The following is a 26317-nucleotide window of genomic DNA, read 5'->3' as shown; positions in this document are numbered from 1 at the left end:
TAATACCAATAGGCGAAACCCGGTGGGTTTCGCCTGTTTCGTTCTTAAAGGCGGAAATCTCGACATGACTACTCCTTCGACGCTAAGCCTGAAAAAGATCTACTCGGGCAAAGTCCGTGATCTTTACGAAATCGACGACAAGCGCATGCTGATGGTCGCCACCGACCGTCTCTCGGCGTTCGACGTGATTCTCGCCGAGCCGATTCCGGAAAAAGGCAAGATCCTCACGGCGATCTCCAACTTCTGGTTCGACAAGCTGGCGGGCGTGGTGCCCAACCATTTCACCGGCGACAAGGTCGAGGATGTAGTTTCTGCCGCCGAGCTTCCGCTGGTCGAGGGGCGGGCGGTAGTCGCCAAGCGCCTCAAGCCGATCGCTGTCGAAGCCATCGTGCGTGGCTATATCGTCGGTTCCGGCTGGAAGGAATATCAGAAAAGCGGCACCGTCTGCGGCATCGAGTTGCCCGCCGGCCTGCAGGAAGCCTCCAAGCTGCCTCAGCCGATCTTCACTCCTTCGACCAAGGCCGCCGTTGGCGACCATGATGAAAACATCTCGTTCGCCCAATGCGAGGCCATTATCGGCGCCGATATCGCGGCCAAAGTGCGTGACACGGCAATCGCGTTGTACAGCGCCGCTGTTGAATATGCCGCGACCCGCGGCATCATCATCGCCGACACCAAGTTCGAATTCGGCCTCGACGAGGACGGCACCCTGACCCTGATGGATGAAGTGCTGACCCCCGATTCCAGTCGCTTCTGGCCAGCAGAGAGCTATGTAGAGGGCAAGAATCCGCCGAGCTTCGACAAGCAGTTCGTGCGTGACTGGCTGCAATCCACCGGCTGGAACAAACAGGCCCCAGCCCCAGCGGTACCCGCCGAGGTCGCACAGAAAACCGCCGATAAGTACCGTGAAGCGCTGACCAAGCTCACGCTGTGATAAGCGCCTGATAGCACGCGATAAATTAGCCATTTAGGCTTCGCCAAAACGTTTTCAGCTGCTATCATGCGCGCCGCCACGGGAAGATGCCGGAGTGGCCGAACGGGACGGATTCGAAATCCGTTGTATCAGCGATGGTACCTAGGGTTCAAATCCCTATCTTCCCGCCATATAACACGTCTAAGCCCCTGAAATTCATAGAGTTTCGGGGGCTTTTTCGTTTCAGGCTGGTCAAGTGTCGAAGAAGTGTCGAAAGCGAGAATAGGTAAAGTGTCTGCCTGAGATTGAATAGGCAAACGACCTGTAGGATGCTTGGGCGCCGGCTGTCGAAACTTACATTGCCCTAGCGCATGCTTACTCATCATAAAAGGACTTACGAATGTTCTGTCGCAAGCTGCTTCCTCTCTTGCTTCTGTGCGCTGCTACGACAGCCCAGGCTCAGATCTACCAATGGGTTGATGAGAATGGTCAAAAACACTTCAGCACTCAGCCACCAGCTGCCCAGCAAAAAATCGAGCCGGTGAAAATCAATCAAGGCTATGTGGGTGACGATCGCCCAGTAGTGGAGGCTGAGCCTTCAGAGAGCACACCAACAGATTCGGCTCAGGTCTCGAAAAAAGAAATGTGCAAAAGAGCTCTGCGTTGGACTGCTGTCGATATTGATAACCTGAAGGACATTGCAAGAGAGAAGAAGCAATCTGGAAAGGCATCAGCAGCTGAGTATGACAAAGGCATAAAAAGTTTAGATGCCATAGATAAACAAATAACCATGCAGAGCTGCATTACAAGCTCAGGCGAGGACCAGAAAAATTATGAGTGTCTGTCTAAAGGCGCCGGTATTTTGGTCTGCTCAGGCCTAATGGCAGAAGCGTTCAAAGAGGCGTTCAAAGAAGGGGCTAAACGCGCGCAAAACCCCTAAGCGCTCGGCCACTCTCTAAAAAACTGTTCAAAATCAGCAATAGGCCCAAAGCGCAAAGCATCCTGCAAATGATCCGGTGCCAAGTGTGCATAGCGCATCGTCATGGCCAGTGACGTGTGGCCTAGGATTTTTTGCAAAGTCAGTATGTTTCCCCCGTTCATCACGAATCGACTGGCGAATGTATGCCGTAGCACGTGGGATGACTGGCCAGCCGGAACAGGTATTTTTGATACCCCCAGGATCTTGTCAAAGCTGTTAAGACAGTTGCTGAACAAGCCGTGCCGCTTAAAGTGGTTTTGAATTCGAGCTTCTAGCGTGGCGTCTATCGGAACGGCCCTCACACGCTTGCCCTTCGTGTTGATGAATGTAACCAGCCCACCTCTAACCCTGCCTGGTGTTAGTGCCTGCGCTTCTCCCCAGCGTGCCCCAGTAGCCAAGCAAATAGCTGCAACCATGGCGACGTGAGGGGTCCTACAGCGCTCATGAATCGCTTGGAAAAGCTGGCTTATCTGTTCGCTAGTCAGATAAGACAATTCCTTCTCCTGCAGGCGGAGAGGGCGCACACGTGCCAGCGGGTTTGCATAGTCGATGTCGCCGAGCTGATACAGCACGTTGAACACGGAGCGAAGGTAGCCAAGGCGGTTGTTTAAAGTTTTGGGGTTGGCACCAGCTTTTATCGCGTTGGTTCTGTACTCAGCGTACTCATTGCCTGTCAGCTTGATGGCTACTGGATTGCCTAGCGCTTTTGCGAGGCTATCGAGCAATCGGCGACGAGCTTCGCCATCGGTCAGGGTGTGTGCGTGTAATGTTGCCCATCGGTCGATCAGGTCTGTCAGGCGACGTCTATCCTTGGGTTTCGGTGACCAAGCAGGGGCGTCAATTACCTTTGTGCGGCAGGTAGCCTCAAACCGTTGGGCCTCCGCTTTGGTCTTGAATGTCTTGCGGAAGCGCTTCCCCTTGATGGGCTCTACGTCGACTTTCCAGCGACCGTCAGGCTGTTGTTCGATAGCCATTAGACGGCACGCCCCCATCTAACATGCCGCTCTTGGAGCAGGTTCTTGATATGGGTGTATAGATCCCGTTCAGACATTTCCTTGGCGGCATAGTGGTCGCGGATGACCGGCCAACACTCCCATGTTTTCAGCCGGTCAAACGCCTTTTTTGCACCCACCCTTTCCCTTGCCAGCAGGCTGACGAAGTTTCCCAGGAACAGTTCGACGTTCTTGCCGGAGAAGCCGCGCGAGGTCTTGTGATAGCGCTTGTACTCGGTCTCATCGAGCAGGGAATCGACCGGTAGGTCCACCCGCACATCCTCACGGATCAAGGTCCAGATCGGCTCAAAGTAGCCAGGTCGGGCGAGCAGCTTGAATTGACGCAGGCCATAGCGCCATAGGCCGTCCAGATGGGCCGAGAACGCGGCAAAAGATTGGGTGTCGATAGCTTCGCCTGTCTTGAGGTCTACGGAGCCACTGGCAAATTGCTGGATGATCGAGTGGTGATAGCGCAGCTCGATACGCCACACATCCGCTTCGGGGTTGTAGTTGTCCGGGTCGCCCTTATCGAAGCTATCGCGGCGTTTCCACACGCTTTCCCAATAGTCGAGCTTGTCGGTCGCTCGGGCTTGTTCGGTCTTGTTGTAGATCGCCAGCTGGACGCCACCGGCAGAGCCAAACATGGAGGTTTCGCCACGGCCGTAAACGCTGGATTTGGTCGCCCAGTTGATTTCGTTGATGCCAGAAATATCGCGGTGAGTCCTGGCTCGACAGTGCATGCGCGCCACCAGATCCACCGGAGGTTTCCAGCCCTGGAGGTCAAGCGCCAGGTGGACTGCACATTGGTTGAGTTCACGGTGCGTCAGGACAGCAGCTGCGTAGTAGTCCATGCGCTCCTGCAAGCGCTCAGGCGAAAGCGCGTCGATTGCATGGGGCGATACTTCGATTTTCAGGTGAGGGCCGATGTTCTCTAGCTTGGCGTTGAAGTTCTTCACCAACAGGATGATGCCGAGGTCAGCGTTCTGCAGCTTGTACTGATAACCGGAGTCTTTGCTAACGCGACCGGAATGCCAGATCTGACCGGCAAACTCGACCATGACACCCGGAGTCTCAAACAGCGCCATGATTTCCAGGCGGATCAGCCCGCGATACAACTGGCGCACGGTATCGACGCCACAGCGAAGCAGGCGAACGCCTGAGAGGTCGGTTATCGACGCGGTTTTCTGGTCAAAGAAAACGCGACCGGTTGCCGACTCTTTGAATTGGCGGTCTACCCGGATTTGATCTTTTACGGTCATTTCTTCTGCTCCAAATAGTGACGAATCGACACTCTTTAACTGTGTTTATCTGACGTGTTACAGGGACGTCAGCGCGCGCTTTTGGCGCTGCGCTCGTGCCTCGCGCATGCGCTCAAAAGCGCCATGCGAGGGCGCTGAGTGATCACCATAGGAATTTCCCCTTTTCATACGGCACTTGGGTCACACGCACGCCGCCAGGCTGCTGGGGTGCCTGTTCTATCTGTGGCTGTTGGGGTTGCTGCTGGGCCGTCATGCCATCGAGGCGCGCGCCGGGGTCTGGCTTGGCGTGATCGAAGGCGCCACGCTCGACGGTGTTCTTGCAGTACGAGAATGAGGTTTTGTGCCAGGTCCCTTGCTGGGTAAAGCACTCACAGATATAGGCTTTCTGAGCGGCCTTGATGACCCGGTAACGCTTGCTGTTGCGGTCGATGTAGTTGGAGTCCGAACTCATGACGCACGACAGTCGCGGGTACGTCTTGGGCTTGGTCAGTTCGTCATAGATCGGCGCTGAGCTGGGCACGTCAGGGACGCGCGGAACTCGGGCGGCGAGGTATTGCTCCAGGGTTTGCCCTTGCTTGGTAGTGGAGCCGCTTGCGGGGTTGATCAGGGCGCCGACTGAGTTTTTCACTTGGTCGACCATGCCGGGGGCTTCTGCGACTGGGGCGCCTAGGGCGTTGGCTTGCTCAGTCTGTTTGCCCTGCTCGTATCGCTCATAGGCGCGGTGGACCATAAAGGCAGATCCCGCGATCACCAGCATGGCCAGGATGAACTTGGTCGGCAGCTTGGCCTGGAAGTGGTGCTTGGCGTTGGTGCTGGTGTAGACGCCGAAGTACTTCTTATCGAGGCGCAGGGTCTTTTTGTCGGCATCCTTGAAGCTTGATTTGACCTCGACCTTTTCGATTACCGCTTCGGATTCAAAACGCAGGAGCTGCTGCGATTTGAAGACGCGCCAATAGTGGATATGGCCGTTGCACAGGCGGCGTAGATGCACATCGAGATAGCGCGGGTCTTGGGTGACAAGGTGCACTTCATGGCCGTTGTGGCGCATGGTCTCGAAGCGGGTGATGTGCTCAGGCGGTCGGGCTCGAGGATCGCGGGAGCCAAACCAGCCTTGGGCCTCGTCCACGACGATGATCGAGTCATGGGGCAGCTCGTACCACTTTTCGGGATCTTCAAAGGTGAACCAGCGTGCCTTGAGCTGTTCAGGCTGCAGACCGTTGATGTTGTGGTAGTAGACGACCCGGCTTTCGGCATGGGCTTTTAGGTCCACCTCGCGGATGGTGTTCAAGGTCTTGCCGTGGCCAGGCTTACCGGTGCGGATATAGAGCATCGTTCACCCCTCCCTAGGCTTCGATAGAGGTGCCGCCCGGCTTGCGCCAGACTTGGTTGCGACGACGATCTTGGGCTTTGTTGATCCCAGCGATGATGAAGCGGGTAAACACGGCGGCGAGCATGATGTTGATCGCGATATCGACCTTGGCCAGGCCGAGAATCTGTTGAATCACCACACCGGCATTACCCATGTTGGTGATCATGTAGTCCTTGGCGGCGTTGATCAGGGCGTTAAAGCCGTAGTACGTGACGAAGCCAAAGCCGATGGCCCGTAGGACCATCATCACCAGGGGCGCGGCGATCATCCAAAGGAATTGGGCTACCCAAAGAAATGCGGGCATGGCTATTCACCTCCTACGGAGCGGCCGACATAGACGGCGTAGAAAAGGGATGCGGCGATCACGATCAGGTAGCTGATATCAATCGCCAGTTGGCACAGGGGTTCGTAGGAAAACTCGAAGGTGCGACCGCCCCCGGTGGTGAGCGAGAACGACTTTGGTTGCGGACAGGAGGACGGCAGAAAGCGCGTGGTGGTGCTGTCGTTGAACAGGCCGGACACGTCGATTTCGCCTTCGCCTTCATCAAGCTTGGCTTTGTCGCCCTGGGCGTTGATGAAGCCTTGGATATCGCCTTCCTGAGTCGGGAAGTCCCAAGCGGTCAGGGTTTCGCAGCGGGCGTTCTTTTGCGTGGTGAGGATCGCGCACTGGATCGCATCACCTGAGCAGGAAAGTGGCTGATCGCAGTCGAGGCCATCGGCAGTACCGTCGCCATCGCCATCGCCGCCATCACCACCGCCATTGCCTGGGTCTGTACCGCCATCACCGCCATCACCGCCACCGGGGTCGGTGGGGTCTGTTGGATCAGTGGGATCTGTTGGGTCGGTCGGGTCAGTGGGATCTGTCGGATCTGTTGGGTCGGTCGGATCGGTTGGGTCCGTGGGATCTGTTGGATCGCTACAGCCAGGTGCGTTCGGGTCCGTTTCACAGGGGTCGGGTTCTTCAGTGCCTGGCGGCGGGATATCGGGCTCTGCTGGGTTGGTCGGCATCGAGCAGGCGAGGCCGTCAGTTGTGTAGTTGGCGTTAACCCAGATCAGTTCGTATTTGGGATCGGTGTCGGGGGTGCCAAACAGATCGCCTGCAGTACCGGCTTTTTGCGCCTGGCACCCTTCAAAGCAGTAGCTATTGGGTAGCGGGAAGTTGAACGGCACGAAGGAGGCATCACCGATAGCGACTTCCTCACGACCCAGCGGCCAGGTCAGGCTTTCATCTTCACCAGGGGCGCAGGGCTTGGTAACGACGGTGGCGTTTGTACCGCCTGAGGCCGGACCAGTACCGCCAGCGCTGAGGGTGTAGTAACAGGCGCCGCCGGAGATATGTGAAAAGGCGGTGACGTGGTTATAGGACGAGCCGTAGTAAGGGTGCCACATGGTGCTGTTAACCCATGAGACAGAGGCGGCGCAGGCTTCGTTGGCCGTCTTGTACCAGCGCACCTGATCGGTGCCAAAGTAAGTGCCGCCCCGAACCGAATAGGTATTTTCGGCATGGGCCTGGAGGCTGAACAACGCGAGCAGAACGAGCGCGATCCGTTGCATGGCGATGCCCTCTTAAACGCGACCAAAAAACACGAGGTACAGCGCCACTGTCGTGATCAGCAGGACGTAGAGTTCGTAGTTCATGGCGGGGTCCGAAAAAGTAAGTCCCGCCGAAGCGGGACTTGATGACGCACGGGTTGCGGTTACAGGGCGCGGCGCATGTACTTGAACGCCATGGCGGCGACCAGTACGGCGAACACGGCCCAGCCGATGGTGTTGACGTCAGTGCCAGCGGTATCCAGCGCACCGGTAGCTTCTGGCGGCACAGCGGCATAGGCCTGTTGGATCGACAGCACGCCAGCAGCGGTGGCGACACCGAGGGAGCGTTTCAGGGATTGCAGGTGTTGTTTCATGGGGTGTTACCTCACTATTTCAGGGCTTTTTTCAGGACCAAGAAGCCGAACACCACGGCGAACAGGGTGATGACTTCGCCTTGCAGCTCGGCGACCTGATCCCAACTGAGTGCAGAGCCGTAGAGGCTTTGCATTTCCTCGCGAGTGAGCGAAACCAGTGAGCCGGTGCAGATGGGTTCACCACCTGGGCCAACCGACCAGTCGCCCTCACACGCCAGAAAATTCATTGGGGGCTCCGGCAGTGCGGACACGCCTTAATGACCCGCCAGCAGTGAGCCGGCGAGCCTTTGCGGCAGTGGTTGCAGAACATCCACACCACCGGAGCCGCCCCTTAGGACTTGGCCGCGTCAGGCGCGGGCTGAGTGGTCGGGCGCTGGGGGTTTTGTGGCTGACGGGCGCTTGGCTTGGCCTCGACCGCTTCCAGATGCAGGGCTAGATTTTTGCCCTTGTTCTGACCGCCACGGGCCACGTCGAAGGTGATGCGCACGCGCTGCAGCGGGTCGAAGTGGGCGCCGGCTGCGAAGATTTCTTCGGCGGCATCGTCATCAGCCGCCATGCCGATGATCGACAGGCCGTGTTCGGTTTTGCCGTCCGGCTCGTCGCCGTAGAAAACCTTGATGTATTTGGTGCCGCCCTCGCCGTCGAAACGTTGGGTGCCCAGAAATGCAACTTCCATAATCGAACGTGCCATCTTTTGTTTCCTCGCTTAGTTGCGCGTTAGTGCGCGGTTTTGCCTTTCAGCAGGCAGAGCGATCCCGAGCAGGTGAACTTTCAACGTTCGAATCTGCTGGGTTGTTTCGGCTTGCCGGGGTTTAAAGCCGGGTCGTGCGTTGAACTGTTAGGCGGTGGACACCAAGGGCCTCGCCCTTGTCATCCCGTTTCGCCACCTATGCCCGCGACTGGTAAACCAGTCCCGGACATAGGCGGCGATCTACTGGGCGGATCGGCATTGCCATGAATCGCGGCCAGAGCAGCGACCATGCCGAAGGTGAAGCCGTGGAGTTCGGCGCGGGTATAGGCCAACCGAGAATCTGCACAGCGGCGAACTGCTGGAGTGCTGTCCATGCGGCCTAACCAGTAACCGCCAAACAGACAGCCGATAGGCGTTAGGAAGAGAACGAACAGGGTCATAGGGTCAAAGCCAATCATGCGTTCACCCCGTCAGCTCGAAGGGTTCGCGCAGCGGCACGTAAGGCACCGGCTTGCCGATGCTCGCCACTTCCACCCAATAGCGGGGCGGCTTGGGTGGTCGGTCGCTGGGGGTGTGCTTGGCGCAGTGATAAGCAGGCGTTATTACCGGTTCCCACTTCAAGGGCGTCCACACACCATTTACGAGACCCATGCTTAGGATGCGGCCACGTTGAACAGACGCGGGGCGGCATTGGTCGCAGCGTGCAGACCGGGGCGAAGATGGTTTGGCCAGTTCTGCTTTTACCCAACAGACAGAGCAGTCGCAGTTCTCGGGGTGCGGCTGTTTGCTGTAGTTGAATGGCGTCATAGGTCATGCCCTCGCCTGGGAGCCCGGAGCTGGCATAGATCATTGGGAAACCTCCTGCTTTACATGGGCGAAGCTCGCCTCAAGGCGAAGGACGATTTCAGCATTCAGGGAGCGGCGCGCCTCTTTGGCGGCTTGCTCGACCTGGGCGCGCAGTGCTGCAGGCATGCGGAGCTTAAATTGCTGGTCGGTGCGGCTCATGGGGTAACCCTCGCCTGCGCACTGCCCTGGATGCAGTAGCGACAGGCGTTAGCAGCAAGCGCTAAAAGGCGTGCGTATTGATCAGAATTCATCGAGCCATTTACGCGCAGCATTAATAAGAAACGGTGAAACGCGAAAAGAGCGGATAGCGATGTCTTGAAATCCGCATAGCGGATTACTGACAGAAGCTGACGAGCGCATAGCGCAGAGACGTAATTCAAGCCGTCCACTCCTGTTCCAGCAGCCAAGAGCGAAGCAGAGCGCTATTGATCATGCGACGCTTACCGAGCTTGACCGTAGGCACAACACCTTTCATGGCCCAAGCGCGTGCGGTGCCGTAAGTGAGGCCGTTACGCTCAGCCCATGACTCGACAGTTTCAACGTCCTGTTGCGGACCTATTAGCTTCGAAGGCTCCAGCTCTTCCAGTTCCATGCTCGTTCCGTCACTATTCGTGGCATTAAGGGATCATCAACCTGAGGCAATATTTACTCCGAGGCAAAGATTACTCCTGCTTTTTATTGGAGTAAATAGTGCCTCGATTTAAATTAATAATATGAAAGATATTAAAGATAGAGCAACCCTATTGATCAGGATGGCTGGGCCTAAGAAGCTAAGTCAGCTAGGGGAAACGAATCACGAGCGATGGAAAAACATAAGCAAAGGTGCAATTCGAATGAGCACCGACGAAATTTCTATCTTGGTGAAAATGTATCCGCAGTACGCTTTATGGCTGGCTAGTGGAAATACGGCGCCAGAAGTAGGGCAAACCAGCCCTCAATACGACGAAGCAAATTCAAAATTGGCCAGTCCAAACGCGGGATAGCGATTACTAAAAGAGTAGCTAGCAGTTGGTTTCGCTGGTAGGGCTAATATCAATTTGGCCATTGAAAGGAGATTTTTGTGGTGGGATTTTTAAGTAGGCCAAAAATATCAGATGTTTTCACCCCTAGAACAAGAGCAGTAAATGATGATATGTACGTTTCAAGGGCTGTTCTAGAGAAAGAGCTAGAAGAGTCGATTGAAGGGCATATGCATACGATGCTTTTCGGGGAAAGTGGCAATGGAAAATCTTGGCTTTATAAGCATGTTTTTAGTAAAAATAAGACTCAATATGTAGTGGCTAACTGCGGAAACGCGTTAAGGCTTGGTTCGTTAACTGAGGAAATTTACAAGGTTTGTATTCCTAAAGGCAGCTTAAATAACACGGCTTTAGAGGAGAGTAAGGAAGCCAAGGCTTGCGCCATCATAGCTGAGGGGGGCTTGGGTGCGACTAGAAGCTATGATGTTCAAACCGATGAGCCACTATTGGCTGCTTTTAAGTTTGTCGGTAATAAATCTAAAAATACCGTAATTGTAATTGAAAATTTAGAAATGCTAGTTGGGAACGAGCAGTTAGTGGATGAGCTGTGCAGCATTATTTTGCTGCTAGATGATGAAAGATATGCTCTTTATAAAATAAAGCTGCTAATTGTGGGAACTCCGAATGGAGTAGGTGATTTCTTTGGAGCTTCGAAAAATTTAAGGTCTATTTCTAATAGAATAGAAGAAGTTTCTAAGGTTAGCGGGTTAGATCAAGAACAAATTAAGTGGATAATTGAGAAGGGATTTGTAAGAAAACTAAAGATTACTTTAGATAACGAAGATATAGAAAAACTAAAGCGGGTAGTGTTTCACTATACTTTGGGTATCGCTCAGTGTGTGCAAGAATATTGCGCACAAATAGCTAAACAAGTACAAATTAATGAATGGAGTTATGAAGACGGCCTATTGAAAGATGCTAGTGCTCATTGGCTAAGGAAAAGTATGAGAGCGGTTTACTCTGTTATTGAGTCGCATTTAAATAGCAAGGAGACGACTGTTGGGCGTAGAAATCAGGTAATTTATGCTATAGGGAAGATAAACAAAAGTCCCTTGCAGCCATCGGAAATTGAGGCAGTAATTAGGAAGGAATTTTCTGACACTGTGCCAGAAACAAATATGGGTATCGGTAGTATTCTTGGTGAGCTGTGCTCTGCAGAAACACCTATATTAAGACGTAACGAGAAAGCAGTTCTTTATTCCGTGGTTGATCCTTTATATATTATGTGTATTCGACTTGTTTTATTCAAAAATAAAACCACGGGAAAAGTTGAAAGGCGTAGATTTAAAACTGGTTGATGGTTAGAATTTCTGCTTTTTATTTTAGGTGAATCTAAGAAGTTAAATCAAGTATGAATATCCAGTCTTTTCATACTTCCTTATTTCAAAGGCAACGACTCCACTATATCGACGATATCGCCATCTAATGAGTAAAAGTGCTCAGTACTTAGCTGACGCATTTCCTCATTGAATTTATCAAAAATCTGGTGCGAGTCTTGATAGGGCGGATGTACTGAGAAGTGTGCAGTGATTTCGTGTTTGATTCGCTCAGCCGGTTTTTGATCTTCTGAGGTTCTATCAGCCCAAGCACGGCCCGGGTGCAGCGTATCCCAAGGGGAGCGCTTATTCACACGGGTGAGCGCACTGTCGCCATGTTTACCCAGACCAAAGCAGATTTTAGTTTCGCTGTTCCAGATAGGTTTAAAGAAGTCGATGAGGTAGCGCTCTGCTGAGGCTTGGAAACCTGATTTGACTATTAGAAACCGGCATTCAAAATCGGAGAGCTTAAGAGTCGTGACAGCTTTACCGATGTTTTTGGCGTGTTCGTTCATCCTTGCAGACAGTTTCACTCCTTGTGACACGGCATCCTGTGATGTGGCGTCATTGGGATCTGCTTTCCCTACGTAGATAGGGTGCTCAGTGTTGGCTAGTGGCCCGTATGCGTCGTAATCCCCGGTGTAGTAAATAGCGTAAATGCCGGAACCATAGAAGTCCGGGATTTTTGATAGGGGGTGTCTTTTCTGCGCGACCATCGTCAAGGCGATGATTCGGCCAATGGTATCAGGAGCGCCAGGGTCAAATACTGAATCCGGCCGTAGGATTGGGTCGAGGCTTGCCGTGACGTCGCTAATCTGGCTGGATACTTCAGATAATGCTTTTAAGGCACGTACTTTAGCTTTCGCATCAGCTCCTTCCCCAAGCTCTTCAATCTTGTGAACCAGGGCTTTGAGCTCCTGGGTCAGTTGATCCATTGGCTCTTTAGCAGAATTTTTTGCCATCCCTTTGTGCCTTAGTTTCCGTTTAAATATTCACAAACGCTTTTCGCTACCGTGGACGCTAGGCGTACGGGTACGGCGTTACCGAGTTGACGCATGACTTCGCCCCATGTGCCTTCAAACAGGAAGCTATCGGGGAAGGTTTGGATTCTGGCGCTTTCTCTAACGGTAAAGTAACGAACGGACCCATCAGGCCGGCGTAGCATATTCTCCCCACCCGGTACGCCATTGCCACCAGCTTTCAGTGCTTTAGATGGTTCATCTAACGGGCTACCTGTATGTCCTGGGTAAGATCGAGCGCCTGGCTGGAATTTATGAGCTTGTATAAAACCCATGTTAGGTTTTCGCTCTGGGTCAGGTAAGTCCGAGATTGCATCTCTAACAGTTAGCCAGGGCAGAATTAGGCTTTGTGGATCTACTTGGCGTAGATCAGCTAATTTTTTATTTGAGCGCTCTGATGGTGCTAAACGGGCTTTCAAGGCGACTTTATGCCGCTCCCAATATTCGCCAGTCACCCATTGAGAGTGAAGTAGGGCATCGTGGCTATGCGTTTTTGCAGGGAAAAACCAAGGGCGACGATATTCGTCGGCTCTGAATCCAACAAAGATCACGCGCTCTCGCTTTTGCGGTACACCGTAGTTAGCGGCGTTCACTAAAGTAGCCGATACGATGTATTCGGGTTGAGCTACTTGGGCCGCGTGGTGATCAAGCCGCTTTAGGTGATCAAGCCATTCCTCATCAGGCTTTGCCACGAGTGAGGGGTATTCAAGCTGCTTGATAATGTAGTTGAAATAATCAGTAAATGATTTACGTACTAAACCCCGAACATTTTCAAAAACAAAGGCGCGGGGGCGGGTTTCTCTGACTGCACGAATTGCTTGAGGGAACATATCCCGAGCGTCGAGGAAGCCACGATGTTTACCGCCCATAGAGAAAGGCTGGCAGGGCGGACCGCCTGTGATCAAGTCGACCTGAGAGAATTTGTCGTAGCTGAAATTAGAAACATCGCCTTCAAATACATCCGGCCAATGAGCTAGCGGCTCTATGAGCTTACGCTTGTTGTTGCGGAGAGTTTCGCAAGCGTGACGATTCCATTCAACAACCGCCAGATGCTCGACACCAGCATACGAAAAGCCTAGCCCTAGACCTCCCGCGCCTGCGAACAACTCGATGCTTTTTAATGGAGACGCTAAAGCGGGGAGACTTTCCCGCGCTGGGTATGGAACCCGCTTAATTTCGGTTTCCTCGACGTATTCAAGCATGACTCACCAGTAGACTCAGACGACGCGACGGGCTGGCTAGTAGATCTACAGAGCCCCAGCAAAGCTTGAAGCATTTGTACTGGGGTTTTGTACAGCTAACCCCTCAAAGGGCTGCATTTTGGCTAATGAAAGCGGATGAGACAAGATGGCAATCCATGATTAGAGTCAATTGAGCCTCCAGCGCAGAGCTAGCCCTTAGCTGGCAAGGCGGGCGGGAGCAACCATCTGTCGAAAATAATGGTTTTCCCTAAGGAGCTATAGGTTGCTCCTAAGATTTTGCCAACTCAGTTATAAGGAGTTCCGTAATCTCATCTAAGGCATTGCTAAAGTCAGGAAAATCCACGGACTGATCAATGGATTGCTTAAGTATTTTCTTGCATTTCAAATAATCAAAAACACCACAGCTTTTAGCAACCATCAAAATTTGGTCGTTAAATGAGTTTTCAATATCATCAAGAGCTTCATTTTTTTGTGAGGATGAAAATTTTTTTATCGCACGGCTCATCTCACCAGTTACTAAAGGGAGAGTAGGAAGTATTTCATTTTCGAAAGTGTCACTATAAGCTGATGTGTGTGTGATGGCGTGTTGAAGTCTCTCTTTACCCCGTAGTTTGTAGGCGAGAGTAGGATTGATCTCGCTAAGCTCTAGCAAAGCTTGCTCATATGGAATAAGTATCCTCTCGTCAATATCTGTTTTTAAAGAGTCCGCAATATTAACGAAGTGTTGATAAACATATTTCCCTATTAGAGACTCTACTTGGCCACGGTTTACTATCCCGCCTTTATCTGAAAATGCTTTAAAACAATGAGTGATATATTGGTCATAAATTGATGCAGGATCTATGAGCGATGTATTAATGGCGTAACGGATTTCAAGAAGATAATACAGTACCTTTCGAGCACTCCTTTTTGTCTCCATTCGATTTTTATATAAGTAACCTGAAGCGCTTATCAATGCAGCGAAAGCTATACCAATGATTGATGCGAAGACCTGAAAATCCATCTTACTCACCTTTTGCAGTGCGGGGGTTTAGTCATTGGCGGAACCATTAGAAATGTTCAATACCGCTTACCTGGTGAGGAATGTCACTTGATCCATGAAGGATCCGCCAGACGTCTATATGATCGTCGCGCTGTATATAGAAGACGAGGTACGGGTAGCGTTTTAGCTGGCAGCAGTGCAGGCCCGGCAGGTCGAGTTCATGGGCGTAGCGGGTAGAGCCAGAGGATGGATGGCGCCCAATGTGGGTATAGGCCTTTTCCAGTGCATCAATAAAGCCAAGCGCAGCCTGTTCGGCATCTTCGCTCAGGTAGTAGCTGATTGCGTCATCAACATCCTGGCTCGCCAGTGCTCTCGGGATAACCGGTTTGGCCTTCATGCCCGAGCGTTCCGCACCTTCGCGCGTAGCGATTCGAAGTAGTCGCCATCTGCAGGCGCAGTGGGCACAGATTCCGCTCCAGCCAGAAGCAGGCCACGTAGATACTGCCGATCATGATCCTTGCGAATTAGCTCGCGAACGTACTCGCTGCTTGTGCTGTAGCCACGTTGGTTAACTTGCTCATCGACAAAGCTCTTCAGCGCATCTGGTAAAGAAATGTTCATGGTGCTCATGACGAAATCCGCCTTTATGGCAAAATTTGGCAAAGAGGCTACATCGTACCGCTAACGGCAGTGTCGATAAAGTGTCGAAAACACTGCGCTAAATAGTGATGAATCGGCACGGTAGAGGAGGGAGAAAGCCCCGCACTGCAACGGTTTGCGACGAATTGAAGCCGTAAAAGTAGGGTTCAAATCCCTATCTTCCCGCCATATCGCGACACCTAAAGCCCCTGACTTACCAAGTCAGGGGCTTTTGCGTTTCTGGATTGTATTCAGATGCAGGGCTTTATCGATCTTCACTTTCCGAGGCGCCATCCGTACCGGTTCAGGGACCCGCCCTTTTCGCAGCACTGCGTGCGCGCCCGCCATCGTCCGGCACGAACTTTTCGCTCGTTTGGGCAGTCAAGTTTTCCAGTAGTTAATGCGTCGAAGTGCAGACGTGGTACTGGTTGATAGCGAAAGGAGAGAAGGATGGCGGTCAGGAGTTACAAGGTTCTTGAAGAGCACATCTTTGATGTCGAAGGGCTGAATCATCCGGTCAAGGGCAGGGTAAGCCTGTGCGAGGACTTGCCGGCGGATGTCGGTTGTTTCTATTGGCAAATCAGCCATCACTACAAGCCGACCTTCGAACCCGATGGCAAGCATTATCCATCCCATCTCTATGGCAAAACCCTGGAAGAGGCGCGGGATCGCCTGATGACCTATGCCAAGAATTTTTCCACCGAAATCGTCGAGGTCGACCCCGATTATTGATGTATGCAGTGTGCGTGATGCTCTGAAAAGCCGTGGTCGTCGACCACGGCTTTTTCATTGGGTCAGGTTGAGGTGCAGGTTGATCAAGATCAGCGCGCCGCTTCCTTGAAGTTGTCGTCCGAGGGTTCCTTGCTGTAGGCGCCTTGGTCGTGCACCAGCCGCTTGCTGCCGTTCATCAACGTCGCGATACGGCTGTCTCCTGTGCGCGCCGATGCCGCCTGGTTGCTGCTGCCGGTGATCAGTGGCGGGTTGAAGCTGAATGACCAGAGATAGTGCCAAACCGCCGCATTGTGTTTCTCGGTCAGTTGGGTCGCACTGAAATACCAGGGCTTGAGTTCGGTGAACGCCGTCATGTTCATCAGGCCGCTATTGCTATCGCCGATAAAACCGGTACTGCTGGCGCCGGAGGTGCGGTAGGTTTCGAAGATCACGCCTTTGCTCTTAAGGGCGCTGACGTAGGTACGGCAGACTTCGCCAACCCACTTGTTGCCCAGATAGCTCTTGGCGTAATTGGAGTAGAACGGGTCAAGCAGCGCCACTCGTTTAGGTAGCAGCTTGCTGTTTAGGCTGCCGGCGGCAATGGCGTCGCTGATTTTCTTCGTCAGCACAATGGCCATCTGGTTGCCCAGCGAGTGGCCGAGCAAACGAATATTACTGCCTGTGTAACCGGCCAGATTGGCGCTGTAGCTGGCGAACAGCAGGTCGCTTGCTGATTGCCCCGGGCCGTTGCTGTAGCTACCTGAACTGTTACGCCAGCGCATGGCGCGCGGTCCGGCGGCGGTCCAGATTTTCGCTTCGGCGTCCTTCACCTCGCCCTCGTCGGCGAACTGATTCCAATACAGGATGCCAACGTTGTAACCGGCGGCTAGCCAGGCATGGGCGAGGTCGAGATTGGGCCCGCCGGCGTCCTGACGGTTGAAGGTTTCGCGGTTCTTGCGCTGCGTCGAGCCGTTTTGCCAGCCATGGATATAGATGACCGTAGGCTTGTTAGCGCCGTAATAGGCGTTGCTGTGGCCAGGCACGGCTTTCTGCCAGCTGTCGCCATAGCCGAACCAGTAAAGGCCGTGATCGAGATTCTGAAAGGTGCTATCGGGAAAAACGCCCGTGGCGGCTTCGGCCAGGGATGCGACGCTAAGCAGGAAAGCCAGAACGAGCTTGCGCATGGTATGACCCTTTTTATGTTGTTGTGTGGGGTCGCTGCAGCATAGTGAGCGCCATTATTCCAGCCATCGCCCAGATGGGTGAGTGATCGAGGATTGGCTAGGCGGCCGGCGGCGCGTACCAAAGGGGCGTAAGAACACGCAGGGGTTTCATCTGTTATCAATAGGCCTGCATGAGCTGAGGACGCGGCCTGGTTGGCTGTGGCACACTCTACGGCCTCAAGCGGGTGCTGCCATTGACTGCAAAAGCACACCGCTTCTCACTATTGTCCCTGTGGCCTGCGGGCCCGGAATCACCCTACATATGGCTGCTGCGGCGGCTTGATAAGAGGAGCGCCCCGTGCACAACGTCGTAATCAGTGGCACTGGTCTGTACACCCCGGCCAACAGTATTTCCAACGACGAGCTGGTGGCAGCTTTCAACGCCTATGTGCAGCTCCACAATACCGACAACGCCGACGCGATTGCCCGAGGCGAAGTCGAAGCACTCACCGAATCGAACAGCGCATTCATCGAAAAAGCGTCCGGGATCAAGAGCCGTTTCGTCATCGACAAGGACGGCATCCTCGATCCGCGACGCATGACCCCGCGTATTCCGGAACGCTCCAACGAGCAGTGGGGAATTCTCTGCGAGATGGCCATCGGTGCCGCCCAGGAAGCGCTGGCGCGGGCCGGCAAGACGGCAGCCGATATCGATGGCGTGATCGTCGCCTGCTCCAACCTGCAGCGCGCCTATCCTGCCGTTGCCATCGAAGTCCAGGCTGCGCTGGGGATTCAGGGTTTCGGTTATGACATGAACGTCGCCTGCTCCTCGGCCACCTTCGGCATCCAGGCGGCGACCAACAGCGTACAGCTCGGCCAGGCGCGGGCGATTCTGATGGTCAACCCGGAGATCTGTACCGGTCACCTGAATTTCCGTGATCGCGACAGCCACTTCATCTTTGGTGATGCCTGCACGGCGGTGATTATCGAGCGTGCCGACCTGGCCACCTCCAAGTATCAATTCGATGTCATCAGCACCAAATTGCTGACCCAGTTCAGCAACAACATCCGCAACAACTTCGGCTTCCTCAACCGCGCTGCGGAGGAGGGCGTTGGTGCCCCGGACAAACTGTTCGTACAGGAAGGGCGCAAGGTGTTCCGTGATGTTTGCCCGATGGTGGCCGAGCTGATCGGCGTGCACCTACAGGAAAACGACCTCGACGTCGCGGACGTCAAACGCTTCTGGCTGCACCAGGCCAACCTCAACATGAACCTGCTGATCGCCCGCAAGCTGCTCGGCCGCGACGCCGAGCCGCACGAGGCGCCGGTCATCCTCGACACCTACGCCAACACCAGCTCGGCCGGTTCGGTGATCGCCCTGCACAAATACCAGGACGACCTGCCCAGCGGCGCGCTGGGTGTACTCAGCTCGTTCGGTGCGGGCTATTCGATCGGCAGCGTGATCCTGCGCAAGCATTGATGGATTACCCGGCGGACCACGTCTTGCTCGCTCGCCTGTTGGCGGGTGAGCAAAAGGCCTTTCGCGAGCTGGTCGCCGCCCATCAGAGCGCGATGCGCGCGGTGGCATTCGCCATTGTTGGAAGCCGGAATGCCGATGAAGTGGTGCAGGACGCCTGGCTTGCCGTGGTGCGCAACCTCGAAGGCTTTCAGGGGCGTTCGAGCCTGAAGACCTGGCTACTGACCATCACCGCCAACACTGCTAAAACGCGCCTCAAACACAACCGCCGCGAAGTGTTGCTGGACGATATTCCGTCGCCCCACGGCAGCGTTGGCGACGAGCGTTTTGCCGACGACGGCCACTGGTTGCTAGCACCCCATGCCTGGCATCAGGACACGCCCGAAGCGCTGCTGACCGAGACCGAGCTGCGCGAATGCCTGGAGAAAACCCTGGCCTGCCTGCCGCAGCTGCAAAGCAGCGTGCTGCAGTTGCGCGAGCAGCAGGGCTTGGAGCTGCAGGAAATCTGTAATCTTCTGGACGTCTCGCTCTCCAATGTACGGGTGTTGCTGCACCGCGCGCGGTTGAAGGTGTTTGCCACCCTGGAGCATTTTGAGGAGACCGGCCAATGCTGAATTGCAAGGAACTGGTTGCCCGATCCAGTGATTTTCTCGACGGCCAGCTCGGCCTGCGACAGCGCCTGGGTGTGCACGCGCACCTGGCGATGTGTCGCAATTGCCGCCGTTTCATCCGCCAGATGCGCCTCAGTCAGGCGGTGCTGCGCCAGCTGCCGTCAGGTCAGCGCGCGGACCTTGATGCATTGGCGACCAAGCTTGCCGAGAAGCGCCGCCATCCCTGAGCGGCTCGTGCTCACGCCCGTGATCTCTGCGCTGCCAGCGCAGGTTAGCCGGCGGGTCGATATTTGAGCGGCTTATCCCATGCAAAAAAACACTGCTGCGTGTAACGCGCGACGAACTGCCTCGTCCATTGTGGCGAGAGGCCAACCGGCCCGATCCTGAAACGACCTGGAGATTGACCATGAAGCACTTGAACGCTGTTGTCGCGACCCTTGGCGCCGCGCTGTTGAGCAGCACGGCCTTCACCGCACAAGCGGCCGGCAACCCCTTTACTGCGCAGGAATTGAGTGGCGGCTACAGCCTGGCGGCCGGCGAGAAAGCCGCGGAAGGCGCCTGTGGCGAGGGCAAGTGTGGCGGTGAAATGAAGGCCGAAGGCGAAGGTAAGTGCGGTGAAGGCAAGTGTGGTGCAGACGATAAAGCCAGCGCCAAGGCCGCCGCCGAAGGCAAATGTGGTGAGGGCAAGTGCGGTGAAGGTAAATGCGGCGCGGATAAAACCGAGAAAGCCGAGTAAATGAGCGTGCGAGGGCAGCACATGCCGGAGCATTTCGTCAGTGGCGCCGGGCTGGGCCTGCGGCGCGGCCTGCTCGGCGTGTTGCAGGACTGCAGCGCAGCCGAGGTGGATTTCCTCGAAGTGGCGCCGGAGAACTGGATCGGCGCGGGCGGGCGTTTGGGCAAGCAGTTGCATGCCTTAAGCGAGCGCCTGCCACTGCTTTGCCATGGTCTGTCCCTCAACCTCGGTGGTTTTGCCCCGCTGGATATCGAGCTGCTCAAGGCCATCAAGGGCTTTCTCGAGCAGCACGGTGTGCGCGGTTACAGCGAGCATCTATCGGCCTGCGCCGACCATGGTCAGCTGTATGACCTGATGCCGCTGCCCTTTTCCGAGGAGTCGGTGCTGCGCATTGCCGAACGCGTGCGCATCGTGCAGGACGTGCTGGAGCGTCCACTGATCATCGAGAACGTCTCGGCCTACGCGCAGTTGCCGGGCGAGCTGGATGAAGCGACGTTTGTCAGCGCGGTGCTGGAGCAGGCCGACTGCCAGCTGTTGCTGGACGTAAACAACGTCTTCGTCAACAGCATCAATTTCAACTTCGATGCGGCCGCCTATATCGCAGCCATGCCCAGTGCGCGCATCGCCTATCTGCATGTGGCAGGGCATTACGATCAGGCCAGCGATCTGAAAATCGACACCCACGGCGCGCCGGTGATCGACCCGGTCTGGGCGCTGCTGGAACAGGCCTACGCCGTGCATGGCGTGCGCCCGACCTTGCTGGAACGGGATTTCAACTTCCCGCCGATTGCCGAGCTGTATGCCGAGGTGGCGCAGATCCGTCAGCTGCAAGCGGCAGCGGCTCCGCTAAGAGGCTATGGCACATGAGTGGCGTAAAAGCACAGCGTGCTTTTGCCGCGCGTATTCGCCAGCCTGCGCAGCATTCCTTGCTCGACGGCATTACCGCCGAGCGTATGGCGGTGTATGAAACGCTGTTTTTCAACAATATCGAAGGCTTTATCAGTGGTGCTTTCCCGGTGCTGCACCGGCTGATCGAGGCCAATCGCTGGCAACGCCTGGTGCGCAGTTTTATCGCCGAGCATCAGGCGCACACGCCGTACTTTCTTGAGATCAGCCAGGAGTTTCTCGCCTGGTTGCAGCAGGGCTATGTCGCCGAGGCGGGCGATCCGCCGTTTATCCTCGAACTGGCGCATTACGAGTGGGTCGAGTTGGCGCTGGATGTCAGCGAGGCCGAAGTGCCTGCGCAGGGTTGGTCGCCACTGGCCTGGCCGCTGGCTTACCAGTGGCCGGTGCAGCGCATTGGTGTGGACTTTCAACCTTGTGCGCCAGATGCCGAGCCGACCTGTCTGCTGGTCTGGCGGGACGGGCAAGACAAGGTGCGCTTTATGCAGCTCAGTCCGTTCGCCTATCAGTTGGCGGCACGTCTGCAGGCCGGTGAGGCTGCCGAGCCGGCCCTGCTGGAGCTGGCGCTGCAGCATGGCCTAAACGCCGACAACGCCTATTTCAACAACGCCAAAACTTTGCTGGATGACTGGTATAACCAGGGCATCTGGCGCTTTTAATCCCTCGCTGTATCTGACCCTCGGCGCCAAGCGCCAGCTTGTGGAGATTCACCATGCTGAGCTTTTTCAATCGTTTCTAGGGCGCCCTGGACGCTTCTCGTCGCCTGGATTTTCTCGGCCCGCTGCTGCTACGCCTGTACTTGGTGCCGGTGTTCTGGATGGCCGGCATGCATAAGCGCAAGGGCACGGGGCGCACTGGGAAGTGCCGGCCTAGAGCGACTTCCGCTGCTTATAGATAAACGGAGTAAAAAGTTCCGCTGTAATCAAATCTTTATATATCAGCAACTGAGCTGAAATAACCCCCCGCCAAGATTCCCTCCAGCACGAACGAGCCCCAGCGCTCGGGTGTTTTCAACACTTAAAAGTCCATTTAGAGGAATCTTCGATGATCCGTAAGCACAGCTTTCGTGGAGTAATGGCCGGCTTCGCAACCAGCGCTCTGGCTCTGGCCGTTTCCGCCCAGGCTTTCGCCGGTACTGTCACATCTGACGGCGCCGATATCGTGATCAAGACCAAGGGTGGCCTCGAAGTCGCCACCACCGACAAAGCATTCAGCTTCAAACTCAGCGGTAAGCTGCAGTGGGATGCCACCAACTTCGATGGCCTGATGGCTGCGGATCAGAACGATCCCTTCGACGACACTTTTAACACCTTTATCCGCCGTGGTGAGTTCGGCCTGGAAGGCACCGCTTACAGCGATTGGGACTGGGGCCTGCGCCTGAGCTACGACGGTTCTGCCGCCGGTGAAAACACCGCTGTTGACCGTGCTTTCATCGCCTATACCGGCCTGGACTTCGGCACCTTTACCGTTGGCCGCTTCGGTGTCGACTACGGCCTGGAAAACAGCACAAGCTCGTCGTGGATTACCGCCATTGAGCGTCCGTTCATGTACGACTTCCTCCATGGTGACGAAGACACCCAGTTTGGTGTGAACTTCAAGCACTCCGGCGACAGCTACGGCCTGATGGCTCAAGTTGCGACCTACGACGAAAGCGACAACAACAACAACTACGAGTCCGAAGGCAACGATGAGCTGTTCGGTTACACCTTGCGTGCGCATTGGGCTCCTTATCTGGACGGTACAGACGTCGTTCACCTGGCGGCCAACTACCACGACAGCAGCTCGGACGATGACCGTGCCCGCGCCCGTACTCGCATGGGTATTCGTAGCGACAACGATTTCCGCCTGACCTTCGCCGATGTGGACGTGGCAGACAAAGACAGCGAGTGGGTACTGGAGTCGGGTGCTCAGTTCGGTGGTCTGCGTGGTCAGGCTGAATACTTCCAGCGCAGCATCGCTGGCGAGACGGATGCCGGGCTTGATTCCGATGTCGACATGAACGGTTACACCGCACAGGTTTCTTACATGATCGGCGCTGCACGTGGCTACAAGGGCAGCGACGGCAAGTGGGACAAGCCGACCGATATGAAAGGCACCTGGGAAGTGTTCGCTCGCTACGAGAACACCACCATCGACTCTGACGAAGATGCCATTCCAGGCAGCCTGGGCCTGGCCGGCGTCGTAGCGGCTGATGCCAGTGATGAGTTCGAAGCCAGCGCCATGGTGGTCGGCGTCAACTACTTCGCTACTCCAGCCGTTCGCATGAGCTTGAACTACGTCGACTACGAAGTAGAAAACCTCGATACCGAATCGCAGGTAGACGGTGTGGATGTCCAGGACGACGGCAAAGCCATCATCGGTCGCCTGCAATACGTCTTCTAATCTAGGACTTAGAAATAGTCCCGCTTTACTCCGCTGCTCCTTTTTTGAGCCCCGCTTTGTGCGGGGCTTTTTTTTGCGTGCACTTCTAGGGGTGGAAGAGTAGGGCGCTTGCAACGCCACCAGGCAAACGGGGATTCCGATAACTCTAGAAGCTTGTGCACGGGGCGAGCGAGCCCTATCGTGCGTCGGCGCTGTTAGCGATAGATTGTCGACGCCTGCGCAGGCGTTGCCTTTATCCCATCATCCAGTGGAAGCCCGCATGCCCATCGCTGCCATCGAGTCGCTCGCCAGTCTCCCCGCCCTGACCTGGGATGCGTTGTGTGCCCAGCCACAACCGTTTTTGTGTCATGCGTTTCTGTCTGCGCTGGAAGAAAGCGGCAGCGTCGGCGGGCGCAGCGGCTGGCAACCGGCTCACCAAGTGTTGCTGGATGGACAAGGTCAGGTGCTGGCCGCGATGCCTGCCTACCTAAAAAGCCATTCCTACGGCGAGTACGTGTTCGACCACGGTTGGGCCGATGCCTGCCTGCGCGCGGGTATCGCCTATTACCCCAAATTGCTCGGTGCCGTGCCGTTTTCGCCGGTGGGTGGCCAGCGGTTGCTCGGCGATCCAGCGGCGGCAGGGCAGCTGCTTCATGAGCTCACGGCGGATCTCGAGCGCCAAGGTCTTTCCGGTCTGCACATCAACTTCACCTGCACCGCTGACGATGCGCTGCTGCAGGGCCGCGACGGCTGGCTGCAGCGCCTGGGTTGTCAGTTCCACTGGCGCAATCAGGGGTATCGCGACTTTCAGGATTTTCTTGATGGCCTGAGTTCGCGCAAGCGCAAGCAGATGCGCAAGGAGCGCGAGCAAGTAGCAGGGCAGGGTATCGAGTTCGATTGGCGCGAAGGCCACCAACTGAGTGAGGCGGAGTGGGACTTCGTCTACCAGTGCTACGCCAATACCTACCACGTACGCGGCCAGTCGCCCTACCTGACCCGGCCGTTTTTCAGCCTAGTGGCCGAGCGCATGCCCGAGATGATCCGCGTCGTCCTGGCATTTCAGGGCAGCCAGCCGGTGGCCATGGCATTCAGCCTGGTGGGCGGCGATAGTTTTTACGGGCGCTACTGGGGTTGCCTGGCGGAGTTCGATCGCCTGCATTTCGAGACCTGTTTCTATCAGGGCATGGACTACGCCATCGCCCACGGGTTGCAGCGGTTCGATGCCGGTGCCCAGGGCGAGCACAAACTGATTCGCGGTTTCGAACCAGTTATCACCCATTCCTGGCACTACCTGTGCCACCCAGGCTTGCGCGCTGCGGTGGTGGATTTTCTCGAGCGCGAGCGTATCGGCGTGCACGCCTATGCCGAAGAAGCCCGCGGCCTGCTGCCCTATCGGCAGGCTTAATCGGCGAACAACGTCTGCGTATCTATCGTGTGCAGGCTGTAGCCGGGCACTTCCTTCGCCTGGCGTTTGGCGTCCGACGCCATGCCGGCCAGTTGGCCCGCGTCGAGCAACGCGCAATGCTGCGGATGCAGGTGCACCACACCCACCGATAAAGACAGCAGGGCAAATTCCTGCCGCTGACCCTGGCGGTTGTGGGCATAGAAGCAGCCTGCGTGCAGATGTTCCTCGCGGTAAAAGCGCCGACACTGGTTCTGAAAATCTTCCAGCAGCCGGTTAAGCCGCAGTCGGCCATCGGCCGAACCGAGCACCAGCAAGAAATCATCGCCACCGATATGGCCAACGAAGTCGCGCACTGGGTCGACCCGCTCGTTCAGGCATTGCGCCAGGCTCAGCAGCACCTCGTCGCCCTTGGCGTAGCCGTAGAGGTCGTTGAAGGGTTTGAAGTTGTCGATATCGACATAGCAGATCAGCGCTTCACGATTCTGCTGCAACAGGCGCGTCAAGCATTGCTGAATGGGCACGTTACCGGGCAATAAGGTCAGTGGGTTGGCGTAGCGCGCCTGCTGGATTTTCAGCTCGGTTATCAGCTTGAGCACGTCGATCACCCGACCGAGCCCCAGGTAAGTACCGTCCTGGGTGACGATGAAGTCTTCCTCGATGCGCTGGCGTGCGCGGCTGGTCAGCAGGCGACTGACCCGCTGCAGCGACTGGCTGCGTTCGACCGCGAGGAAGTCTTCGCTCATCAGCCGGCTGATCGGTTTGCGGGCAAACAAGTCGGCAGCGAACGGCTTGAGCAAGGTTTCCGATAGCGAGTAGCGGTGCACGATGCCGACCGGCCGCTGGTGCTCGTCCAGCACCGCCAGGGAATTGAGGTTGGCTTGCGCACGAAACGCTTCCAGCACTTCGGCAATGGGGGTGCTCAGGGAAACCGCTGGCTGAGTGATGAGTAGCGCGTGCAGGTCGCTGTTTTCTTCGCTTAGCGGGCCGGGGGCGCTGTCGAACTTGGGCAACATTGCATAGCCGTCGCGTGGCGGGTTTTCTTGCGGGCGGCAGAGCAGATAGCCTTGCAGCAAGTCGATGCCCATCTCCGCCAGCACCGCCAGTTCTTCCTCCAGCTCGATACCTTCGGCGATCACCTGGGCCCGCGAGGCCTTGGCCATCTTCAGGATGGAGCCGACGAACTCCCGTTTGACAGCGTCCTGATGAATGCCGTCGATGAAGTGACGGTCGATCTTCACGTAGTCCGGGCGCAGCTCGGACCACAGCCGCAGGCTGGAATAGCCGGCGCCTAGGTCGTCCAGTGCAATCGAGAATCCCATCGCCCGGTAGTGGTGGAGCGCGGTGTCGAGCAGCGCGAAATCATCGGTGGGCGATTGCTCGGTCAGCTCGATGACCACCTGGCTCGGCGGTATGCCGTACGCCTGCAACAACTGCAAGGTGCGTCCAGGCTGGTGGCTGGGCTCCAGCAGCGAGTCCGGCGACACGTTGAGAAACAGCTTGCCTTCAAGCTTCAGCTCACTGAAACGCCGGCAGGCATTCTTGCGGCAGGCAACTTCCAGCTCGCTCAAGCGCCCAGCATGACGTGCCACGGCGAACAAGGTCAGTGGAGAGTGCAGAGGGCTGTTCGAAGGCCCGCGGGTCAGCGCTTCATAGCCAAGAATGCGTCGTTCCGACAGGCAGACGATGGGCTGAAACAGACTGTGCAAGTCGCCGTGAGCGAGGATCTGATCCAGGGCGCTCAACTGCTCGGTGACGTTCATGGCGGTTATCGATTTCCATAAAAAGCAAAGGGGCTGATATCGCTATCAGCCCCTGCATTT

General features: G+C 55.8%; 31 protein-coding genes, 2 tRNA genes and 1 pseudogene. 16 read left to right on the top strand and 18 right to left on the bottom strand.

Annotation, left to right across the window (positions count from 1 at the left end; genetic code table 11):
• The first annotated feature begins 64 nt into the window (after positions 1–64).
• From ACX0MV_RS16000 to ACX0MV_RS15990, 3 genes are all read left to right on the top strand, one after another.
• A complete protein-coding gene (locus ACX0MV_RS16000; RefSeq protein ID WP_458983500.1) occupies positions 65–934 on the top strand; it encodes a phosphoribosylaminoimidazolesuccinocarboxamide synthase in 870 nt (289 codons plus the stop codon).
• An 80-nt stretch (positions 935–1014) separates the two neighbouring features.
• Positions 1015–1104 (top strand) — tRNA-Ser (locus ACX0MV_RS15995).
• Between the two features lie 209 nt (positions 1105–1313).
• Complete coding sequence (locus tag ACX0MV_RS15990; RefSeq protein ID WP_458983499.1) at positions 1314–1853, top strand: DUF4124 domain-containing protein; 540 nt, start codon at positions 1314–1316, stop codon at positions 1851–1853.
• Here ACX0MV_RS15990 and ACX0MV_RS15985 read toward each other — a convergent pair.
• The 11 genes from ACX0MV_RS15985 to ACX0MV_RS15935 form a co-directional block, all read right to left on the bottom strand.
• Positions 1850–2866: a phage integrase gene (locus ACX0MV_RS15985; protein WP_458983498.1), complete on the bottom strand. Its 1017-nt coding sequence runs from the start codon at positions 2864–2866 to the stop codon at positions 1850–1852. The two genes, ACX0MV_RS15990 and ACX0MV_RS15985, sit on opposite strands and share 4 nt — an antisense overlap.
• Positions 2866–4143 carry a hypothetical protein gene (locus tag ACX0MV_RS15980; protein ID WP_458983497.1) on the bottom strand — a complete coding sequence of 426 codons (1278 nt, stop codon included), beginning with the start codon at positions 4141–4143 and terminating at the stop codon, positions 2866–2868. Before ACX0MV_RS15980 ends, ACX0MV_RS15985 begins: the two co-directional genes overlap by 1 nt.
• A gap of 142 nt (positions 4144–4285) precedes the next feature.
• Entirely contained in the window at positions 4286–5473 is a 1188-nt protein-coding gene (locus ACX0MV_RS15975) for a zonular occludens toxin domain-containing protein (protein WP_458983496.1), read from the bottom strand.
• Between the two features lie 13 nt (positions 5474–5486).
• Positions 5487–5816, bottom strand: a complete 330-nt coding sequence (locus ACX0MV_RS15970; RefSeq protein WP_458983495.1) for a DUF2523 domain-containing protein — start codon at positions 5814–5816, stop codon at positions 5487–5489.
• 2 nt (positions 5817–5818) lie between these two features.
• Complete coding sequence (locus ACX0MV_RS15965) at positions 5819–7066, bottom strand: virulence factor TspB C-terminal domain-related protein (RefSeq protein WP_458983494.1); 1248 nt, start codon at positions 7064–7066, stop codon at positions 5819–5821.
• Between the two features lie 143 nt (positions 7067–7209).
• Positions 7210–7419, bottom strand: coding sequence for a major capsid protein (locus tag ACX0MV_RS15960; protein WP_458983493.1), 210 nt, complete (start codon positions 7417–7419; stop codon positions 7210–7212).
• A 14-nt stretch (positions 7420–7433) separates the two neighbouring features.
• Entirely contained in the window at positions 7434–7646 is a 213-nt protein-coding gene (locus tag ACX0MV_RS15955) for a hypothetical protein (RefSeq protein WP_458983492.1), read from the bottom strand.
• A gap of 104 nt (positions 7647–7750) precedes the next feature.
• The gene (locus tag ACX0MV_RS15950; protein ID WP_458983491.1) at positions 7751–8110 is read right to left on the bottom strand and encodes a hypothetical protein; all 360 of its coding nucleotides are present in this window, start codon (positions 8108–8110) and stop codon (positions 7751–7753) included.
• 462 nt (positions 8111–8572) lie between these two features.
• The gene (pflM, locus tag ACX0MV_RS15945) at positions 8573–8917 is read right to left on the bottom strand and encodes a lysogeny maintenance protein PflM (protein WP_458983490.1); all 345 of its coding nucleotides are present in this window, start codon (positions 8915–8917) and stop codon (positions 8573–8575) included.
• Between the two features lie 39 nt (positions 8918–8956).
• On the bottom strand, positions 8957–9115 hold the full coding sequence (locus ACX0MV_RS15940) for an Arc family DNA-binding protein (RefSeq protein ID WP_458983489.1): 159 nt from the start codon (positions 9113–9115) through the stop codon (positions 8957–8959).
• Positions 9116–9332: 217 nt separating this feature from the next.
• Complete coding sequence (locus tag ACX0MV_RS15935) at positions 9333–9548, bottom strand: DNA-binding protein (protein ID WP_458983488.1); 216 nt, start codon at positions 9546–9548, stop codon at positions 9333–9335.
• A gap of 241 nt (positions 9549–9789) precedes the next feature.
• On the opposite strand from ACX0MV_RS15935, the gene ACX0MV_RS15930 reads away from it, so the two are divergent.
• Together ACX0MV_RS15930 and ACX0MV_RS15925 are read left to right on the top strand one after the other, a co-directional pair.
• Positions 9790–9939, top strand: coding sequence for a hypothetical protein (locus ACX0MV_RS15930; RefSeq protein ID WP_458983487.1), 150 nt, complete (start codon positions 9790–9792; stop codon positions 9937–9939).
• Positions 9940–10016: 77 nt separating this feature from the next.
• Complete coding sequence (locus ACX0MV_RS15925; RefSeq protein ID WP_458983486.1) at positions 10017–11273, top strand: hypothetical protein; 1257 nt, start codon at positions 10017–10019, stop codon at positions 11271–11273.
• A gap of 80 nt (positions 11274–11353) precedes the next feature.
• Here the strand turns inward: ACX0MV_RS15925 and ACX0MV_RS15920 are convergent, their stop codons facing one another.
• The 5 genes from ACX0MV_RS15920 to ACX0MV_RS15900 all read right to left on the bottom strand — a co-directional run bounded on the left by ACX0MV_RS15920 (position 11354) and on the right by ACX0MV_RS15900 (position 15124).
• A complete protein-coding gene (locus tag ACX0MV_RS15920) occupies positions 11354–12253 on the bottom strand; it encodes an Eco29kI family restriction endonuclease (RefSeq protein WP_458983485.1) in 900 nt (299 codons plus the stop codon).
• A gap of 11 nt (positions 12254–12264) precedes the next feature.
• Positions 12265–13512 (bottom strand): DNA cytosine methyltransferase, encoded by a 1248-nt coding sequence (locus ACX0MV_RS15915; RefSeq protein ID WP_458983484.1) that lies wholly within the window; start codon positions 13510–13512, stop codon positions 12265–12267.
• Between the two features lie 268 nt (positions 13513–13780).
• Positions 13781–14515 carry a hypothetical protein gene (locus ACX0MV_RS15910; protein WP_458983483.1) on the bottom strand — a complete coding sequence of 245 codons (735 nt, stop codon included), beginning with the start codon at positions 14513–14515 and terminating at the stop codon, positions 13781–13783.
• A gap of 46 nt (positions 14516–14561) precedes the next feature.
• Entirely contained in the window at positions 14562–14891 is a 330-nt protein-coding gene (locus ACX0MV_RS15905) for a type II toxin-antitoxin system RelE/ParE family toxin (RefSeq protein ID WP_458983482.1), read from the bottom strand.
• Positions 14888–15124: a ribbon-helix-helix domain-containing protein gene (locus tag ACX0MV_RS15900; protein WP_458983481.1), complete on the bottom strand. Its 237-nt coding sequence runs from the start codon at positions 15122–15124 to the stop codon at positions 14888–14890. The genes ACX0MV_RS15905 and ACX0MV_RS15900 overlap by 4 nt, the downstream gene beginning before the upstream one ends.
• 119 nt (positions 15125–15243) lie before the next feature.
• Between ACX0MV_RS15900 and ACX0MV_RS15895 the strand changes: the two genes are divergently transcribed.
• A tRNA-OTHER gene (locus ACX0MV_RS15895) sits at positions 15244–15322 on the top strand.
• A 261-nt stretch (positions 15323–15583) separates the two neighbouring features.
• Entirely contained in the window at positions 15584–15865 is a 282-nt protein-coding gene (locus ACX0MV_RS15890; protein WP_458983480.1) for a hypothetical protein, read from the top strand.
• Positions 15866–15954: 89 nt separating this feature from the next.
• On the opposite strand, the gene ACX0MV_RS15885 is transcribed toward ACX0MV_RS15890, so the two are convergent.
• On the bottom strand, positions 15955–17028 hold the full coding sequence (locus tag ACX0MV_RS15885) for an alpha/beta hydrolase family protein (protein WP_458983479.1): 1074 nt from the start codon (positions 17026–17028) through the stop codon (positions 15955–15957).
• A gap of 337 nt (positions 17029–17365) precedes the next feature.
• On the opposite strand from ACX0MV_RS15885, the gene ACX0MV_RS15880 reads away from it, so the two are divergent.
• The 9 genes and pseudogenes from ACX0MV_RS15880 to ACX0MV_RS15840 all read left to right on the top strand — a co-directional run bounded on the left by ACX0MV_RS15880 (position 17366) and on the right by ACX0MV_RS15840 (position 24497).
• Positions 17366–18487, top strand: coding sequence for a beta-ketoacyl-ACP synthase III (locus ACX0MV_RS15880; protein WP_458983478.1), 1122 nt, complete (start codon positions 17366–17368; stop codon positions 18485–18487).
• Positions 18487–19098 carry an RNA polymerase sigma factor gene (locus ACX0MV_RS15875; RefSeq protein WP_458983477.1) on the top strand — a complete coding sequence of 204 codons (612 nt, stop codon included), beginning with the start codon at positions 18487–18489 and terminating at the stop codon, positions 19096–19098. The genes ACX0MV_RS15880 and ACX0MV_RS15875 overlap by 1 nt, the downstream gene beginning before the upstream one ends.
• The gene (locus ACX0MV_RS15870; RefSeq protein WP_458983476.1) at positions 19092–19322 is read left to right on the top strand and encodes an anti-sigma factor family protein; all 231 of its coding nucleotides are present in this window, start codon (positions 19092–19094) and stop codon (positions 19320–19322) included. Before ACX0MV_RS15875 ends, ACX0MV_RS15870 begins: the two co-directional genes overlap by 7 nt.
• Positions 19323–19501: 179 nt before the next feature.
• A complete protein-coding gene (locus ACX0MV_RS15865) occupies positions 19502–19831 on the top strand; it encodes an HvfA family oxazolone/thioamide-modified RiPP metallophore (protein ID WP_458983475.1) in 330 nt (109 codons plus the stop codon).
• Between the two features lie 21 nt (positions 19832–19852).
• Positions 19853–20695 carry an HvfB family MNIO-type RiPP peptide maturase gene (locus ACX0MV_RS15860; RefSeq protein ID WP_458983572.1) on the top strand — a complete coding sequence of 281 codons (843 nt, stop codon included), beginning with the start codon at positions 19853–19855 and terminating at the stop codon, positions 20693–20695.
• Positions 20692–21390, top strand: a complete 699-nt coding sequence (locus ACX0MV_RS15855; RefSeq protein WP_458983474.1) for an HvfC family RiPP maturation protein — start codon at positions 20692–20694, stop codon at positions 21388–21390. The genes ACX0MV_RS15860 and ACX0MV_RS15855 overlap by 4 nt, the downstream gene beginning before the upstream one ends.
• A gap of 86 nt (positions 21391–21476) precedes the next feature.
• Positions 21477–21566, top strand: a pseudogene (locus ACX0MV_RS15850) (HvfX family Cu-binding RiPP maturation protein); the annotation flags it as partial.
• 209 nt (positions 21567–21775) lie between these two features.
• Positions 21776–23113 (top strand): OprO/OprP family phosphate-selective porin, encoded by a 1338-nt coding sequence (locus ACX0MV_RS15845; RefSeq protein WP_458983473.1) that lies wholly within the window; start codon positions 21776–21778, stop codon positions 23111–23113.
• Positions 23114–23372: 259 nt separating this feature from the next.
• Positions 23373–24497, top strand: a complete 1125-nt coding sequence (locus ACX0MV_RS15840) for a GNAT family N-acetyltransferase (RefSeq protein ID WP_458983472.1) — start codon at positions 23373–23375, stop codon at positions 24495–24497.
• Here the strand turns inward: ACX0MV_RS15840 and ACX0MV_RS15835 are convergent.
• Positions 24494–26257 carry a bifunctional diguanylate cyclase/phosphodiesterase gene (locus tag ACX0MV_RS15835; RefSeq protein ID WP_458983471.1) on the bottom strand — a complete coding sequence of 588 codons (1764 nt, stop codon included), beginning with the start codon at positions 26255–26257 and terminating at the stop codon, positions 24494–24496. The two genes, ACX0MV_RS15840 and ACX0MV_RS15835, sit on opposite strands and share 4 nt — an antisense overlap.
• Positions 26258–26317 lie beyond the last annotated feature (60 nt).

It is taken from the genome of Pseudomonas cistanchae, from assembly GCF_054483635.1.
The sequence above is the reverse complement of the archived record's forward strand: the minus strand, read 5'-3'. Positions and strand labels throughout refer to the sequence as shown.

Excerpts from the sequence above, each read along its gene's own strand:
- ACX0MV_RS16000 (WP_458983500.1), top strand. The coding sequence starts at position 65 with ATGACTACTCCTTCGACGCTAAGCCTGAAAAAGATCTACTCGGGCAAA.
- ACX0MV_RS15990 (WP_458983499.1), top strand. The coding sequence starts at position 1,314 with ATGTTCTGTCGCAAGCTGCTTCCTCTCTTGCTTCTGTGCGCTGCTACG.
- ACX0MV_RS15985 (WP_458983498.1), bottom strand. The coding sequence starts at position 2,866 with ATGGCTATCGAACAACAGCCTGACGGTCGCTGGAAAGTCGACGTAGAG.
- ACX0MV_RS15980 (WP_458983497.1), bottom strand. The coding sequence starts at position 4,143 with ATGACCGTAAAAGATCAAATCCGGGTAGACCGCCAATTCAAAGAGTCG.
- ACX0MV_RS15975 (WP_458983496.1), bottom strand. The coding sequence starts at position 5,473 with ATGCTCTATATCCGCACCGGTAAGCCTGGCCACGGCAAGACCTTGAAC.
- ACX0MV_RS15970 (WP_458983495.1), bottom strand. The coding sequence starts at position 5,816 with ATGCCCGCATTTCTTTGGGTAGCCCAATTCCTTTGGATGATCGCCGCG.
- ACX0MV_RS15965 (WP_458983494.1), bottom strand. The coding sequence starts at position 7,066 with ATGCAACGGATCGCGCTCGTTCTGCTCGCGTTGTTCAGCCTCCAGGCC.
- ACX0MV_RS15960 (WP_458983493.1), bottom strand. The coding sequence starts at position 7,419 with ATGAAACAACACCTGCAATCCCTGAAACGCTCCCTCGGTGTCGCCACC.
- ACX0MV_RS15955 (WP_458983492.1), bottom strand. The coding sequence starts at position 7,646 with ATGAATTTTCTGGCGTGTGAGGGCGACTGGTCGGTTGGCCCAGGTGGT.
- ACX0MV_RS15950 (WP_458983491.1), bottom strand. The coding sequence starts at position 8,110 with ATGGCACGTTCGATTATGGAAGTTGCATTTCTGGGCACCCAACGTTTC.
- pflM (WP_458983490.1), bottom strand. The coding sequence starts at position 8,917 with ATGACGCCATTCAACTACAGCAAACAGCCGCACCCCGAGAACTGCGAC.
- ACX0MV_RS15940 (WP_458983489.1), bottom strand. The coding sequence starts at position 9,115 with ATGAGCCGCACCGACCAGCAATTTAAGCTCCGCATGCCTGCAGCACTG.
- ACX0MV_RS15935 (WP_458983488.1), bottom strand. The coding sequence starts at position 9,548 with ATGGAACTGGAAGAGCTGGAGCCTTCGAAGCTAATAGGTCCGCAACAG.
- ACX0MV_RS15930 (WP_458983487.1), top strand. The coding sequence starts at position 9,790 with ATGAGCACCGACGAAATTTCTATCTTGGTGAAAATGTATCCGCAGTAC.
- ACX0MV_RS15920 (WP_458983485.1), bottom strand. The coding sequence starts at position 12,253 with ATGGCAAAAAATTCTGCTAAAGAGCCAATGGATCAACTGACCCAGGAG.
- ACX0MV_RS15915 (WP_458983484.1), bottom strand. The coding sequence starts at position 13,512 with ATGCTTGAATACGTCGAGGAAACCGAAATTAAGCGGGTTCCATACCCA.
- ACX0MV_RS15910 (WP_458983483.1), bottom strand. The coding sequence starts at position 14,515 with ATGGATTTTCAGGTCTTCGCATCAATCATTGGTATAGCTTTCGCTGCA.
- ACX0MV_RS15905 (WP_458983482.1), bottom strand. The coding sequence starts at position 14,891 with ATGAAGGCCAAACCGGTTATCCCGAGAGCACTGGCGAGCCAGGATGTT.
- ACX0MV_RS15900 (WP_458983481.1), bottom strand. The coding sequence starts at position 15,124 with ATGAGCACCATGAACATTTCTTTACCAGATGCGCTGAAGAGCTTTGTC.
- ACX0MV_RS15890 (WP_458983480.1), top strand. The coding sequence starts at position 15,584 with ATGGCGGTCAGGAGTTACAAGGTTCTTGAAGAGCACATCTTTGATGTC.
- ACX0MV_RS15885 (WP_458983479.1), bottom strand. The coding sequence starts at position 17,028 with ATGCGCAAGCTCGTTCTGGCTTTCCTGCTTAGCGTCGCATCCCTGGCC.
- ACX0MV_RS15875 (WP_458983477.1), top strand. The coding sequence starts at position 18,487 with ATGGATTACCCGGCGGACCACGTCTTGCTCGCTCGCCTGTTGGCGGGT.
- ACX0MV_RS15870 (WP_458983476.1), top strand. The coding sequence starts at position 19,092 with ATGCTGAATTGCAAGGAACTGGTTGCCCGATCCAGTGATTTTCTCGAC.
- ACX0MV_RS15865 (WP_458983475.1), top strand. The coding sequence starts at position 19,502 with ATGAAGCACTTGAACGCTGTTGTCGCGACCCTTGGCGCCGCGCTGTTG.
- ACX0MV_RS15860 (WP_458983572.1), top strand. The coding sequence starts at position 19,853 with ATGCCGGAGCATTTCGTCAGTGGCGCCGGGCTGGGCCTGCGGCGCGGC.
- ACX0MV_RS15855 (WP_458983474.1), top strand. The coding sequence starts at position 20,692 with ATGAGTGGCGTAAAAGCACAGCGTGCTTTTGCCGCGCGTATTCGCCAG.
- ACX0MV_RS15845 (WP_458983473.1), top strand. The coding sequence starts at position 21,776 with ATGATCCGTAAGCACAGCTTTCGTGGAGTAATGGCCGGCTTCGCAACC.
- ACX0MV_RS15840 (WP_458983472.1), top strand. The coding sequence starts at position 23,373 with ATGCCCATCGCTGCCATCGAGTCGCTCGCCAGTCTCCCCGCCCTGACC.
- ACX0MV_RS15835 (WP_458983471.1), bottom strand. The coding sequence starts at position 26,257 with ATGAACGTCACCGAGCAGTTGAGCGCCCTGGATCAGATCCTCGCTCAC.